A 12,612-nucleotide genomic window follows, 5' to 3' on the forward strand; every position below is an offset into this window, starting at 1 on the left:
CCCCGCCTTTATTTCGTAAGCTTATGCGCCTTCTTTAATGAGCGCTTCGACGTCTTTTTCGATTTGGTCGAATGGGACTTCTTCAACTCCGCTATACAGTTTCACGACTTGCCCTTCCTGGTTCACTAAGGCAAATGTGGTGCCATGGAGCACCTGGTCGTCATCCGGGATATCGGCTACGACTGTCTTGAACGACTTCATCGCCAATGCTGCAATTTCCTCCATTGTATAGCCTGTCAGCATTTCCCATCGGCTTTCATCTTTCACATTGAATAATTCGAGATATTCCTGAAGCTTTTCCGGTGTGTCCACTTTCGGATCGACACTGAACGAGACGATTTTATAGTCCTCCACTCCAGCCTTCTCCAGATCTTCCTCGATTTTCGCCATATTCATCATCATTGGCGGACAAACGCTAGTGCAGTTCGTGAAAACGAATTGGGCGAGCCAGACGTGCCCTTTCAAATCATCCAGGGAAACTTTTTCCCCGTTCTGGTTCGTATATTCAAATGGAGGCACTTCATATTTATGATCCGCTTTGAACCCTCCTGGACCGGAACAAGCACTCACTAGTAACATGAGAATGAATAGAATTGGAAGTCTTATCTTTTTCAATATACTGTCTCCCCCGCTATGTCTTGATGAATTCATCATAGCGGAAGAAACAGCTTGAAACAAGCGAACCGCCATGAATTCCATGTCGGAACTACGACGAATTTGTGAAATTTATTTCACCTTTAAGGTGATCAGCGCATCGTGGATGGCCGTCAATTTCGACTCAAGACGGTGCAACAGGTAAAAGGATACGAAAATCGGAAATCCGATTTCCTGTATCAAATCCAACCAAGGTTCCATCTTGTCTCCCCCTTCGTCCATTTTTTACTGATTGGCGAAAAAAATCAATGGATCATAACAAAAGCGCAGGGCGCCTCGAGCCTGGCCGTGAACACGCCAACTCAGAAGCCTGTCCACGGGCCCGAATTCGATGATTTCCCCAGCGATGAAAAACCGGCTCCCTGCAAATACTGGGAGGCCGGTTGATCGGGTTATCCTTTCACTAGATCCGTGACAGTGCGTTCGACGATTCGGGCACTTCCCGCCGTTTCGAGCGGATAGCCGTCCACGAGGAAAGCACCTGATGCGATAACCGTCTGCATCGCGGCCGTCACTTCCTGCGGCGTCAAATCTTCCCGCGGTTCATCCACGGGCAGCATCAATTTCTTGCCCATCGCCGTAGTGAAATTCAATTGTAACGTTTTCGCCATAATCTCCACTCCTTTTCAATTAGTCGTATACCTCCGACGTTTCCACTTTCTCCGCCCCGATGAACGGCAGCGTGGAAAGGGAAGCCAGCTCGTTCAGTGCCGTGTACAAATTGTCCGCCGGGACGTTTTCCGCGATATGGCGGTACGATTTCGATTTACGGATCAACTTCCCTTCCTCCGTCATGCCTCCATCGAAATGCACCCGTCCGATTGCACTTTTGAATTCGATTGTCGCCATGCGATCACCTCCCTTCACCCTCTAGATAGCGGGCTGCGGGAAAAAAGGATACATTCTTCGTGGATTTTTTTGAAAAAACTCTTATAATGGGGGTAGTATGGAAGAGGTGAAGTCTGTTGAACGATCTATTTATGTGGTTCATCCTGTTCTGGTGTATCGTGCTCGTCGGCTTATTCGGGATCGGCGGCTTTTTCATGTTTCGTAAATTTTTAAAAGTGTTCCCGAAAGCGGATGGCAAATCGACGCTCGATTGGGAAGAATTTTACGTGAACAAATCGCTACACCTGTGGAATGACGAGGCGAAAGAGCTGCTGAACGAGCTCGTCAGCCCGGTCCCAGAGCTTTTCCGGGATGTCGCCAAGCAAAAGATAGCGTCCCGAATAGGTCAAATCGCCTTGGAAGATAAAGCGAGAACAATCGGATTCGATCATATTATCCGTGGTTATATCATAGCTACACCCAAACGGGACCATAAATTCCTCCGCAAAAAATTGACATCGATGGAGATCGACTTGGCCCCGTACGAGCATTTATTCTAAAAGCTAAAAAGTGTCCTCGTCACTCTTTGACGGGGACACTTTTTTCTTGATTGATTTTCCTGTATTTCACCAGCATGCCGATCCGCCACGGGATAATCATGGCGAAGGCGAGAATCCAGAACATCCCGCCGAGCTCCCCGACATCGATGGAACTGCTCAACACCAGTTTTGCGATGAGCCGGAGTACGAGAAGGCCGCCGAGGATGAGCAGGAACGCCTTGGACCTTTTCACATAGATGGCCCCCGTTATAATCTCGAAATGGGTCGTCCGGATCAAGAGCGTCGAGAACAGCAAGCCGACGACGATCGCCTCCACCACTTGCATGGACGGCACCCGGAATTCTTCGAATAAAAACATGAGTGCTCCCGTAGACATGAATAACGGAGGCAAAATGATCCGTTTCGGGGAAATCGGCTTTTTGGCCGCTTTGGCGCGGACGAAAAAAGCGAACGTCCCCATGACGAGGAACAGGACAGTGGAGCCGACGATCAAGTAGACGGGCGGAATTTCATTGAACACGAAATCGATGAGTTCCTGTAATTTAAGCATCGGCCGTGCCCCACTTCTCCAGCTCATCCATCCGATGTCTGAGTTGCTCCAACTGGACAAACCGGGCGAACCGCGCCATCTCTTTCCCTTCGTGGAACAGCAGGACGACGGGCGCGGTGAAGAGGGCGAGCTGGCCTGCAATCTCCGGCACGTCCGCCACATTGACCCGATAGAACGGGAACGGGTACTGCTCCGCAAGGGCCGCCACTTGAGGATAGAGTCCTTCGCAGACAGAGCAATGGTTCGTTTTGACGAAGAGTCCCAGTTGCGGCTCTTGCTCTACGATGTCCCTCCACTCCTGAAACGAACCGATTTCCTTCATCCTTCACTCCTCCTCTTTTTCTAATTAAAACCCTTGGAAATCCCCGAAAATCGGGCTCAAGATGCTAGTCAGCCACTGCAATCCGTTGAAGAATAGCAAGATCCCGACGGCAATCATGACATAGCCGCCGATTTTCATAATGAGTGCATTGTGTTTACGGATCCACGTAAGCCGTGTAATGAAGAACGACAACACGAAAAATGGAATGGCGAAACCGAGCACATAAAGAAGCATATAGATCATGCCCGAACCCGGATTGGAACCGGCCAGGAAGATGATCGAGCCGATAATCGGGCCGGAACAAGGCTGCCATCCTGCCGCAAAGGCGATTCCGATCAACAGCGTCCCGAAGTAACCCGCCGGCCGATTTTTAAATTGAAGCTTCCGTTCTTTCATCAAGAACTCGGGCGTAAATAGGCCGATGATCATCAAACCGAATAAGACGATAAAGATGGCTCCGATTTGCCTGAGCAATTCCTGGTTTTCGATAAAAAACGTGCCGACGAATGTCGTGCCGAAACCAATGACGATGAAAATGATCGAAAACCCGATTAAGAAAAATAGCGTATGGAGCATGCCGCTCTTTGTCATCCGTTTGGAATCCGGCTTCAATTCCTCGAGGGACATGCCGGTAATGTACGAGACAAACGCTGGATAAAGCGGCAACGTACAAGGCGAGATGAAACTGAGGAAGCCGGCTCCGAACGCAAGAAGATAGTTTAAATCTGTTGCCATCATTCTCTCCCCTTCATATATCTGCTCCAATCGTAACAAAATTGGCTCCGGAATACGCCTTTTTTGACTGTGAACAGTTTATGACAAAAGCCCAGGGCGCACGGAACCGGATGAAGGCAATCCAGAAGGAGGCGTCACACTTGTCCCCAAAGCGGCCTTCAATCATCCAGCTCCAGCCATCTGTTCAATGGCTTGGATCGGGATGAGGCATGACTCCCCTTCCAGCGATACGAGCCGCAGCACGGAAGAGGCCGTGTCGATATGGCCGATCACGCCTTCCACCGTGCATGGCTTACCTCCCTGCCAAAACGTGATGGCAAGCGGAAATCCCTCGGCCGATGCTTCGGCCATCAACCGGTTCCACTCCTCGTATTGCTGTTCATCCGGCTCCCTTCTTTGCGGGAGATGCTCCTCTTCATGCCACTCCCGCAATTTTTGGACATGCTCCGGCAACATCATCGCCGTCCATTTGATCTGTCCCCGATCTCGGATCAATGCCAACACCTCTTTATAAGAACGTTTGTTTCTATTTTAAAGGAGAGCAGCCGGAAAAAGCAATACGCCTGCCTCAATTCATTCAAAAATAGTTGTGAATATTTACACAGCCTTCAGATTTCATGTTATCATTGTAAAATGTTCAATTGATAGTGGAGGTAATAATATGGCGATGAAACAAGCGGAAAAGGAAGAGAAGACGATGCATGTCGAAGATATTTTAAAAGCGCATCAATTTTTAAAAGATGTGGTCATCCATACGCCTTTGCAATTAAACGAGCGACTTTCCGAAAAATACGATTGCCATGTGTACATCAAGCGGGAAGATTTGCAATATGTCCGTTCCTTCAAATTGCGGGGCGCTTATTATAAAATCAAAAAAGTCGAGAAGCTGGCACGGGAAAAAGGGATCGTTTGCGCGAGCGCCGGCAACCATGCACAAGGCGTAGCCCATGCGTGTGCCCAGCTCGGCATCCACGGCAAGATCTTCATGCCGCAGACGACACCGAAGCAAAAGATCAACCAAGTGCGGATGTTCGGCCGCGACCAGATCGAAATCATCTTGGCGGGCGATACATTCGATGACTCATCCGCCAATGCGATGGCTTGCGCCACAGCGGAAGACCGGCTGTTCATCCATCCGTTCGATGACTTGGATATCGTGGCAGGACAAGGGACCGTCGCAGTGGAAGTCATGAATGATATCGAGGAGCCGATCGACTTCGTTTTCGCAAGCATCGGCGGAGGCGGTCTCATGGCCGGACTCAGCACCTACATTAAGAACGTCTCGCCGCATACGAAGATGATCGGTGTAGAACCGGCAGGCGCGGTGAGCATGCAGGCAGCCCTTGCGAATAAAGGACCGGTCTCCTTGCCGTCCATCGATAAATTCGTCGACGGGGCGGCCGTCCAATGTGTCGGCAGCCTGACCTATGATCTATGCCGCAAATATTTGTCGGATATCGTCCCGGTCCCGGAAGGCAAAGTATGTACGACCATCTTGGAATTGTATAATCTGCATGCGATCATCGCAGAACCGGCAGGCGCCTTGTCGATTGCGGCCCTTGATTTCTATAAAGAGCAGATCAAAGGCAAAAACGTCGTCTGCGTCATCAGTGGCGGAAACAATGATATCGGCCGGATGCAGGAAATCAAGGAAAAGTCTTTGATTTACGAAGGATTGCTCTACTACTTCATCGTCAATTTCCCGCAACGCGCCGGGGCGCTGCGGCAGTTTCTCGATGAAGTGCTCGGTCCGGATGACGACATCACGACTTTCGAATACACGAAAAAGAACAATAAAGAGAGCGGCCCGGGGCTTGTCGGCCTGGAGCTGAAAAACAAAGAGGATTATCCTGGCCTCATCGAGCGCATGAACAAGTGCGGCTTCGAATATAAAGAGATCAATAACGACCATACGCTGTTCGATCTGCTCATCTGATTTGAATAAACCGTCAGCCCCCTATTCCCGGGCTGACGGTTTTTCGCATCCGAGCTTATTTCAGGTTCCGCAAGACATTGAAGCCGAAAAAGAAGATGCCGATAACGGTAATGACTCCGCCAATTGTGGCCGTCAAAAAGAAAATGGGGTTCGATGTCAAAATGGCCAGCGCAATCCCGATCATCATGACGGGCAAGCCGATATTATGCAGCCAAAAATGGGTGTTGGCACATCGGGTCCCCGCCAGTTGCGGGTAGAGATGATACAGGATGCCGATGATGGCCAGCGACATCCAGCCGAGCAGGTTGACGTGCACATGCACAGTCGCCAAATGGAACATATGAGTAATCGACATATATAAGCCAAAAGCAATCCCAATCAGAAAATAGACGACCGCAATCTTGAGCAGCTGTTTCCCCAATCCACTCCCTCCCTCCTGCGAAAAATGAATGAGCCCTTCATTGTATGCGCCGCAGGAGGGAGCGACTACCGCGGGGTGGGGGCGCGGTGAATTTATTTAAAATGCCCGCCGATCAGTTTGGCGCGTTCGATTGCTGTCCCTGATTCGGTATAGGAAGCGGCGCGAAGCACAGCGTTGGACCCGTATTTAGTACGGAGTGCGTCCATCGTTTCGCCGAGTTGCCGGTTTCGCCACTTCTGTTCGTCAAACAGGCTGAGCTGCATGGAATGTTCCTCTTCCAGATTGCCGAGGCTGATATGCAACTGGCGCACTGGGCGTCCGTCATGGAATTCATCGAGCAGTTCCATGCAAAGCCGGTAGATGGTCATCGTATCATTCGTCGCTTCCGCCATCGTGCGCGACCGGCTGAATCCTCCCCCGAGCGCATGCTTCGAATAGCCGGCCGCGAGATGAACGGTGCGCCCCGTCCTGCCCGCTTGCCTCGCGCGCATCGCCACATCTTCGCACATTTCCAGCAAGACGGTGAGGATGTCTGCTCTCTTCACATAATCGCGGTACAGGACCTGCCCTTTTCCGTAGCTGACCTGCCCTTCGATGAGCGGCGGCAAGCCGAGGTCGGATAGATCGATGCCGTGTGCATGGTAATACAATTGATTGCCCATGATGCCGAATTTTTTCTCGAGATGGTCGAGCGGCGTCCGGGCCAGATCGCCGACGGAAAAGAGGCCCATCCGGTTCAGCCGTTTTTCCATACGGCTGCCGATGCCCCACATGCGGCTCAACGGGGCGACGGGCCATAGTTTTGCCGGCACATCCTCATACCGCCAGTGGGCGATCCCCGTCTTCTTCGCCTCGAGATCGAGCGCCAGTTTCGAAAGGAGCATGTTCGGCCCCATCCCGCAGGCGGAGCGCAGCTGGAATTGAGTGTACAAATCGTCCCGGATGCGCGCGGCCGTCTCGGCGGGCGGACCCCACAGGCGTTCGGTCCCGGTCAAGTCGACGAAGCTCTCATCGATGCTGTAGACATGGATCGCTTCCTTCGGCACGTAGCGATGCAGCAGTCGGGTGATTTCCATCGAGACGTCAATATAGAATTGCATCTTCGGTTCGATCAGCTGGATGGCAGGGTCATCCGGGATTTCATAGAGCCGCATGCCGGTCCGGATGCCGAATTGCTGTTTGAGGGCAGGTGAAGCGGCGAGGACGACACCGCCTTTCCGCTCTTTATTCCCAATGATGGCAATCGGCGTATCCATCACGTCCACGCCTTCGATTGCGGCCGCGCAGCTGGCGTAAAAGCTGCGCATGTCGAGGCAAAGGATATGCCGATCCGGCAACTGTTCATACATAGGCATTCTCCTCATTATACAAACGTTTGTTCTGTATATAGTGTAGCTCGATCAGGTGTCGGTATTCAAGCGGGGATGATTTCCAAAAAAGGAAAACCACCAGCCCGTCTCTCTTACGGATTGGTGGTTTTAGGTGAATGAACGAACGGCTCGACGACAGGTGGCTCGGCGCTTCGCTTCTCCATCTTGAAGGACATGAGGAAAGCGATGAGCAACAGTCCTGCGCATAACAGCAGCGCAGCAGGAATCCCGCCGACATTATCGATGATCCAGCCGCCCAGCCCCGGACCGAGCAATTGCCCCGCCGCAAAATAGATCGTGACGTAGCCAAGGGCGATTGGTGCGAAAGACGGATGGATCTGCTCGGTGGATAACGCCTGGATGAGCGACAGCATGCCGACTACGGTGACTCCCCATAAAAATTGGCTGATGATGAAGCCGAGCGCTGCCGGAAAGACGACAGGCAGCACCATGGAGAAGGAACCGATGATCAATGTGATGAGCAGCGAGCGTTTTCGTCCGATCTTATCAGAAATGCTCCCCCATAGCGGCCCGCTGAAAATGGACATGATGCCGCCGAGCGCCATGATCTGGCCCGCCTGGTAGGGGTTGATGCCTGCTTCCAGGATGAAACTGAATAAAAAACTTTGCGGAATCAAGTAAGCGAACCCGATCAATCCATAGATGCCTGCCACCAACAGCACCCGCTTATGTAAATAGACTTCTTTCCAAAGCGATTGCTTCTTTTGCCCTTCATTCAATAAAGGGACCGGCGGATCGCGTAGGATAAGCAGCGCCGTCAACGTGGACAAGACGGACAAGATGCCGTAGAAGAACCACAATTGCCGCCACCCTTCCAGTTCGAACCACGTTGTGAAAAATGGGACGAGTGTACTGGAGATAAGTGTTCCGAGTCCGAGGCCGCTCACCATGAAGCCGATCATCAGCCCCCGACGATGCGGGAACCAGCCGACGATGATGTTAACGAGCGGCGTATAGGTGAAAGCGGTACCAATTCCGAGCAAAGCCATTCCTGTCAATGCTGCACCGTAGCTATGGACGGACGCCAAATACATTAAAGAAAGTGCCACGATAAAAGTGCCGAGTACGACAAGCTTGCGTGATCCCCATTTCGCTGCCAAAATCCCGGCAAACAGGACCATCCCCAAATAGCCGATCGAATTCGTCGTCGCCAGCATGCCGGCCTGCTCATAAGAAAGCGATAAACTATCTTTCATGAAAGGCATTAGAATTCCGTAAGACATTCTTGCGAAGCCAAGCGTGCTGATTGTAACCATGACACTGGCAAACGCATATTTCCAAACCGGTTGTTCTCCCAACATGCCACCCCCTTGTTTCCCTTCTCTTCTTCGAAGGTGAACCTAGCATATCTCTACTATAACAAGAGTGTGTTTTAATGGATAGTATTTTCTCTCAATTTTGTGAACTCTGTTATTATAAGAGAGTTGTCCCCGGATGGTTTGAATGCCCGCTTCCCATTTCATTTTCGCTTCCTTCTCATCGGCAAAGCTCTCCTGCCATGATGATGTTCGACTTGGGCTTGTCCGATTTGGAATCTACCCTGCTATTCAAGCGACTTTAGTGTATGGATGGATTATGTACCCGCACGAATCAAATTCCGTGCGGGGTCTCTTTTATTCGAACTGCACTCTTAACGCTTCCACTTCCTCAACAGACAGCTCTGTGGCGGCGATAATCGTTTCAATTGGCAGTTGTTGTTCTAGAAGTTTCCGGGCGATATTCCGGCGTTCTTCCATCTTTCCTTTCAATTCGCCTTCTTTCATGCCTTCTTTCATACCTTCCATCCGTTCCATTTCAAACGCATTCGCAATGGTCGGCGGGGCATTTTCCTTATTGTAAAGTTCCATCAGTTCCTTCTCCTTTCCGAGTACGGGGTGCATCGTTTCCGCTAATTGCTGTTCGTATTCTTTCGGCAGTCGTAACAAATAATCGACAAAATGCAGAATAGCCTGCACTGCTGTTCGTGAGTAGGCTCGATTGCGCACCACTTCACGCATCAATTTCCTTTTGAAGACATAGCGGTGCCGGTCCCGTTCCTTCGTCGCATCCAATCACTTTTTTCCAAAGTCCGTCTTGATCCACCGAATCAGCTTTGTAGGCGTTCGGTTTTTCCATGACGAGCATTGATGCCATTTCATCCCTCCTCCAGTTGTCCGATTACTTGATATCATCATACTCCATACGAACATGTGTTTCAATTAGTATTTCAAAAAATGTGAATTTTTTATTTCGTTCATACAGGAATGACTATGTTCCTTGCCTAGTAGAAATGCAATTCCAACCGGAACGCTGCTGGATCTGCGCAACCATCGGTAAGCAGGTTTTGGATATGAAACAACTGACAAAAGCGATGGTACTGGATTGTGCTCATCCTCGCCTTTTTATTGAAGGAAAGAGCCCGCATCGATTGGCCGATGACCCGGATGATCGAATTCAACAAGTTGACGTTGAACTTCATAGAAATGTCGGCTGAGTTGACGGAGTTGTTTGGAGAGTTGCAGGAATCGAGGAACCGCCTGCATCATATGGCGTACAACGATTCCCTCACCGGCGTGAAGAACCGCTCCTATTTCATGAATGTCTTGAGAGAAAGGGCCGATACCGCATCCGCAGAAAAACCACACGCCTTGCTGTATATGGACTTGAACGGCTTCAAAGGAATCAATGACACATTCGGACATAATGCGGGAGATGCCGTACTCAAGACAGTCGCAGATCGGTTGGCGGGCATATGCGGCGAAACGGGGGAGCTTGCCAGGATCGGCGGGGATGAATTCGTTGTGCTGCTGCCGGAATCATCGAAGGAATTGGCGGCCCGGATGGCCCATTCCATTATCGAACGAATCGGGATGCCAATCGAATTCAACGGCCATTCACTGCAAGTCGGCGTCAGTATCGGCATCAGCCTCTACCTGATCGATTCCCATTCCGTCGAAGAATTCATGCAGCATGGCGATATGGCAATGTACGCGTCGAAAAAGACAAAAGCCGTGAAACGGAGCCATTTCACCTTCTATGACACTATTTCGCAGGAAGAAGTTGAAGTTGAATGAAAAACTATACGATTGCCCCCCTCCTGCTCCTGTTGGCCTGTCTTCTGCTGACAGCATGCGGGCCGGGCGGGATGTCCGGCGATGGGCCGGTTCCTTTTGATTTGAACCTCGGTAAAGCGGAACAGCCGGATGCCCCGGTGGATGATGGCAATCTGGTCATCTGGTCGGACATCCCGCTGGCCGAAGAGATGATCCGGGAGTTTGAAAAAGCGAATCCGGGGGTCCACGTCGACGTCCAGGAAAAATCGCTGGAAACCCAATTGGAGGAGTATATGCAGGCGATGATCGATCACACCCCGGTCGACGTCTTCGTCATGGACAGTTCCTTTCTCGGCAAATTCTCGACGCTGCAAGGGTTCGAGGATCTGTCGGGCGCGCCATACGGGGCGGAGCGATACAGGGAGGGCGTGCCCGAAAAAGTCTGGGGGAACCATCTGTCCGTGAAGGATGATGCGTTGTTCGCACTCCCGGTCGCGCTCAGCCCGTCCGTTCTGTACTACCGTGCGGATCTGATAGAAAAGTATGGATTCCCTTCTGAACCGGAAGCATTGGCCGTCTATCTGGAATCGGAGGAGAACCTCCTCGCGCTGGCAGAAGGGATGAAACCGCACGGCCACTCCATCTTCTTCTGGTATACGTACATCGTCGACCTGTATATCTCCCAATATGGATTCCTGGACGACTACCTGGAACACAACATTCCAAAAGAGGACGTCCTCCATTCCATCGAGCTGATGAGCGAAATCATGCAGGAACAGTATGTGGTCAATAAAGACTTTTGGACGCCCGACGGACAGCGGGCGATTCGCAATGATGAGATCATCATGTTGTTCCTCGGGAGCTGGGGCGAGAAATACTTGCCCGAGTTCGCCCCCGATCAATCGGGTGCGTGGCGGGTGACCCGGATGCCATTTGACTTGTACGGCTGGTCTAGCAGCACGGCCCTCGCCATTCCGTCCCACAGCGGGAAGAAGGAGCTTGCCTGGAAATTCATCGAATTCACAATGGAGCAAGGATTGGATTTTGAGGAATGGCCGCTTGTCCCCGCCTACGAACCTGTTCGGACAGAAGAATGGCGCCGGGAGCAGGCAAACCCCTACTTTGGCAATCAAAAAACCTATGCCTTATACGAGAATTTGATAGAAAAGACGGATGCGCATGAGTTGTCACCGTTCGATGATGAACTGTATCCATTGTTGTATGAAATCCTTTACCGAGGGATGGAACAGAAGCTGGAGGCGGAGGAGATTTATAAGAACTTCACAAACGCCGTAAATGAAAATTACAGCGAGGAGATGGAGATGCTGCACAATAGGTGAAATGTGATAGAAAACGGAAAAAATGCCCGGGCTGCCGAGCGTTTTTTCCATTTTCATTTCATAAAACAGAGGGTTGTCTTGCAAAATACCAGCGTCGAACCGAGCAACTTACACCATTCCATCCCTCCTCCGATTGTCAGACTACTTACTATCATCCTCTCAATCACGAACATACATTAATTTAAACTTCAGACATCAGCTCCATCCTACTCCAATCCCGGATACACAACCGTCCCATCCTCTTCGATGATCGGCATGGCGCCCCATTTGCCCAGTTCATGCGGAACCAGCTCGCCGTCCTCTTTCAGTGGAATGATATGAACGACATCCCACTCCCGCACGGCGAGCCAATTGCTGATCAGCAGGCGGTGGCAGCGGGCGGGATGCCGTTCCGAACAGCAATACGCCGTCCGCTTCTCTTCTGCCAACTCCGTCAACCGCCCGATTCCGTCCGCAAAGCAATGCGACAGCGTATAATCTGCATAGTTATGGAAGGAATTATTCTGCCAGCCATCATTGAGTGCGGGCGAGACCAGGTCGGAAGCCGGACGCCTGCCGCCCAGCTCGGGCATGTGAACGTACTCGATGCCCGCTTCCGGCAGCCATACCGCCATTTCCTCTTTTTTGAACCACGGAAACTTCCGGCTGCCCGGGAAGGAACGCACATCGACGAGCCGTTCAATCTCGGCGAGCCGCAGTAAATCTATAAATTCGTCCTTTGTATTGGAGTAATGTCCGATTGTGTAAATTTCCATGTGAAAACCCCCTCGTTTACTCTACTGATTCCTTTGCTTGGGAGGTGTGAAACATGAGTGGATCAAAATTGCAAAGGACATAAAAAAG

At 51.1% G+C, this 12,612-nt stretch carries 18 protein-coding genes; 4 read left to right on the plus strand and 14 right to left on the minus strand.

Annotated elements, in window-relative coordinates:
- Window positions 1-21: 21 nt before the first annotated feature.
- The 4 genes from OXB_RS13190 to OXB_RS13200 form a co-directional block, all read right to left on the minus strand.
- Window positions 22-615: an SCO family protein gene (locus OXB_RS13190; RefSeq protein ID WP_231860315.1), complete on the minus strand. Its 594-nt coding sequence runs from the start codon at window positions 613-615 to the stop codon at window positions 22-24.
- Window positions 616-726: 111 nt separating this feature from the next.
- Complete coding sequence (locus tag OXB_RS18485) at window positions 727-855, minus strand: YvrJ family protein (RefSeq protein ID WP_084212476.1); 129 nt, start codon at window positions 853-855, stop codon at window positions 727-729.
- 191 nt (window positions 856-1,046) lie between these two features.
- Window positions 1,047-1,265, minus strand: coding sequence for a DUF2922 domain-containing protein (locus OXB_RS13195; RefSeq protein WP_041074917.1), 219 nt, complete (start codon window positions 1,263-1,265; stop codon window positions 1,047-1,049).
- Between the two features lie 19 nt (window positions 1,266-1,284).
- Entirely contained in the window at window positions 1,285-1,503 is a 219-nt protein-coding gene (locus OXB_RS13200; protein ID WP_041074919.1) for a DUF1659 domain-containing protein, read from the minus strand.
- 131 nt (window positions 1,504-1,634) lie between these two features.
- Between OXB_RS13200 and OXB_RS13205 the strand changes: the two genes are divergently transcribed.
- On the plus strand, window positions 1,635-2,042 hold the full coding sequence (locus OXB_RS13205; protein WP_041076786.1) for a DUF2621 domain-containing protein: 408 nt from the start codon (window positions 1,635-1,637) through the stop codon (window positions 2,040-2,042).
- 19 nt (window positions 2,043-2,061) lie between these two features.
- On the opposite strand, the gene OXB_RS13210 is transcribed toward OXB_RS13205, so the two are convergent.
- The 4 genes from OXB_RS13210 to OXB_RS13225 all read right to left on the minus strand — a co-directional run bounded on the left by OXB_RS13210 (window position 2,062) and on the right by OXB_RS13225 (window position 4,144).
- Entirely contained in the window at window positions 2,062-2,592 is a 531-nt protein-coding gene (locus tag OXB_RS13210; RefSeq protein WP_442852876.1) for a CcdC family protein, read from the minus strand.
- Window positions 2,585-2,914, minus strand: coding sequence for a thioredoxin family protein (locus OXB_RS13215; RefSeq protein ID WP_041074921.1), 330 nt, complete (start codon window positions 2,912-2,914; stop codon window positions 2,585-2,587). The genes OXB_RS13210 and OXB_RS13215 overlap by 8 nt, the downstream gene beginning before the upstream one ends.
- A gap of 24 nt (window positions 2,915-2,938) precedes the next feature.
- Window positions 2,939-3,649, minus strand: a complete 711-nt coding sequence (locus OXB_RS13220) for a cytochrome c biogenesis CcdA family protein (RefSeq protein ID WP_041074923.1) — start codon at window positions 3,647-3,649, stop codon at window positions 2,939-2,941.
- Window positions 3,650-3,811: 162 nt separating this feature from the next.
- Entirely contained in the window at window positions 3,812-4,144 is a 333-nt protein-coding gene (locus OXB_RS13225; RefSeq protein WP_041074925.1) for a YolD-like family protein, read from the minus strand.
- Window positions 4,145-4,316: 172 nt separating this feature from the next.
- Here OXB_RS13225 and ilvA point away from each other — a divergent pair, with 172 nt between their 5' ends.
- Window positions 4,317-5,585 (plus strand): threonine ammonia-lyase IlvA, encoded by a 1,269-nt coding sequence (gene ilvA / locus OXB_RS13230; RefSeq protein ID WP_041076790.1) that lies wholly within the window; start codon window positions 4,317-4,319, stop codon window positions 5,583-5,585.
- 55 nt (window positions 5,586-5,640) lie between these two features.
- Here ilvA and OXB_RS13235 read toward each other — a convergent pair whose 3' ends face one another.
- The 5 genes from OXB_RS13235 to OXB_RS18895 all read right to left on the minus strand — a co-directional run bounded on the left by OXB_RS13235 (window position 5,641) and on the right by OXB_RS18895 (window position 9,530).
- Window positions 5,641-6,006 (minus strand): cytochrome-c oxidase, encoded by a 366-nt coding sequence (locus OXB_RS13235; RefSeq protein WP_041074927.1) that lies wholly within the window; start codon window positions 6,004-6,006, stop codon window positions 5,641-5,643.
- Between the two features lie 92 nt (window positions 6,007-6,098).
- Window positions 6,099-7,355: a Y-family DNA polymerase gene (locus tag OXB_RS13240; RefSeq protein ID WP_041074929.1), complete on the minus strand. Its 1,257-nt coding sequence runs from the start codon at window positions 7,353-7,355 to the stop codon at window positions 6,099-6,101.
- Between the two features lie 113 nt (window positions 7,356-7,468).
- Entirely contained in the window at window positions 7,469-8,695 is a 1,227-nt protein-coding gene (locus OXB_RS13245) for a YbfB/YjiJ family MFS transporter (RefSeq protein WP_041074931.1), read from the minus strand.
- A 315-nt stretch (window positions 8,696-9,010) separates the two neighbouring features.
- A complete protein-coding gene (locus OXB_RS13250; RefSeq protein WP_041074933.1) occupies window positions 9,011-9,394 on the minus strand; it encodes a hypothetical protein in 384 nt (127 codons plus the stop codon).
- Window positions 9,387-9,530, minus strand: coding sequence for a hypothetical protein (locus OXB_RS18895; protein WP_158333709.1), 144 nt, complete (start codon window positions 9,528-9,530; stop codon window positions 9,387-9,389). Before OXB_RS18895 ends, OXB_RS13250 begins: the two co-directional genes overlap by 8 nt.
- Before the next feature lie 230 nt (window positions 9,531-9,760).
- Between OXB_RS18895 and OXB_RS13255 the strand changes: the two genes are divergently transcribed.
- Entirely contained in the window at window positions 9,761-10,450 is a 690-nt protein-coding gene (locus tag OXB_RS13255; protein ID WP_041074935.1) for a GGDEF domain-containing protein, read from the plus strand.
- Window positions 10,447-11,769, plus strand: a complete 1,323-nt coding sequence (locus tag OXB_RS13260) for an ABC transporter substrate-binding protein (RefSeq protein WP_041074937.1) — start codon at window positions 10,447-10,449, stop codon at window positions 11,767-11,769. The genes OXB_RS13255 and OXB_RS13260 overlap by 4 nt, the downstream gene beginning before the upstream one ends.
- Window positions 11,770-11,975: 206 nt before the next feature.
- On the opposite strand, the gene OXB_RS13265 is transcribed toward OXB_RS13260, so the two are convergent.
- A complete protein-coding gene (locus tag OXB_RS13265; RefSeq protein ID WP_041074939.1) occupies window positions 11,976-12,524 on the minus strand; it encodes a DUF488 domain-containing protein in 549 nt (182 codons plus the stop codon).
- Between the last annotated feature and the right edge of the window lie 88 nt (window positions 12,525-12,612).

It is taken from the genome of Bacillus sp. OxB-1 (assembly GCF_000829195.1).
GTDB lineage: Bacteria > Bacillota > Bacilli > Bacillales_A > Planococcaceae > Sporosarcina.

Coding starts and splice junctions, on each gene's coding strand:
- OXB_RS13210 (WP_442852876.1), bottom strand. CDS start 2,592: ATGCTTAAATTACAGGAACTCATCGATTTCGTGTTCAATGAAATTCCG.
- OXB_RS18895 (WP_158333709.1), bottom strand. CDS start 9,530: ATGGCATCAATGCTCGTCATGGAAAAACCGAACGCCTACAAAGCTGAT.
- OXB_RS18485 (WP_084212476.1), bottom strand. CDS start 855: ATGGAACCTTGGTTGGATTTGATACAGGAAATCGGATTTCCGATTTTC.
- OXB_RS13215 (WP_041074921.1), bottom strand. CDS start 2,914: ATGAAGGAAATCGGTTCGTTTCAGGAGTGGAGGGACATCGTAGAGCAA.
- OXB_RS13250 (WP_041074933.1), bottom strand. CDS start 9,394: ATGCGTGAAGTGGTGCGCAATCGAGCCTACTCACGAACAGCAGTGCAG.
- OXB_RS13220 (WP_041074923.1), bottom strand. CDS start 3,649: ATGGCAACAGATTTAAACTATCTTCTTGCGTTCGGAGCCGGCTTCCTC.
- OXB_RS13260 (WP_041074937.1), top strand. CDS start 10,447: ATGAAAAACTATACGATTGCCCCCCTCCTGCTCCTGTTGGCCTGTCTT.
- OXB_RS13205 (WP_041076786.1), top strand. CDS start 1,635: ATGTGGTTCATCCTGTTCTGGTGTATCGTGCTCGTCGGCTTATTCGGG.
- OXB_RS13195 (WP_041074917.1), bottom strand. CDS start 1,265: ATGGCGAAAACGTTACAATTGAATTTCACTACGGCGATGGGCAAGAAA.
- OXB_RS13200 (WP_041074919.1), bottom strand. CDS start 1,503: ATGGCGACAATCGAATTCAAAAGTGCAATCGGACGGGTGCATTTCGAT.
- ilvA (WP_041076790.1), top strand. CDS start 4,317: ATGAAACAAGCGGAAAAGGAAGAGAAGACGATGCATGTCGAAGATATT.
- OXB_RS13240 (WP_041074929.1), bottom strand. CDS start 7,355: ATGTATGAACAGTTGCCGGATCGGCATATCCTTTGCCTCGACATGCGC.
- OXB_RS13265 (WP_041074939.1), bottom strand. CDS start 12,524: ATGGAAATTTACACAATCGGACATTACTCCAATACAAAGGACGAATTT.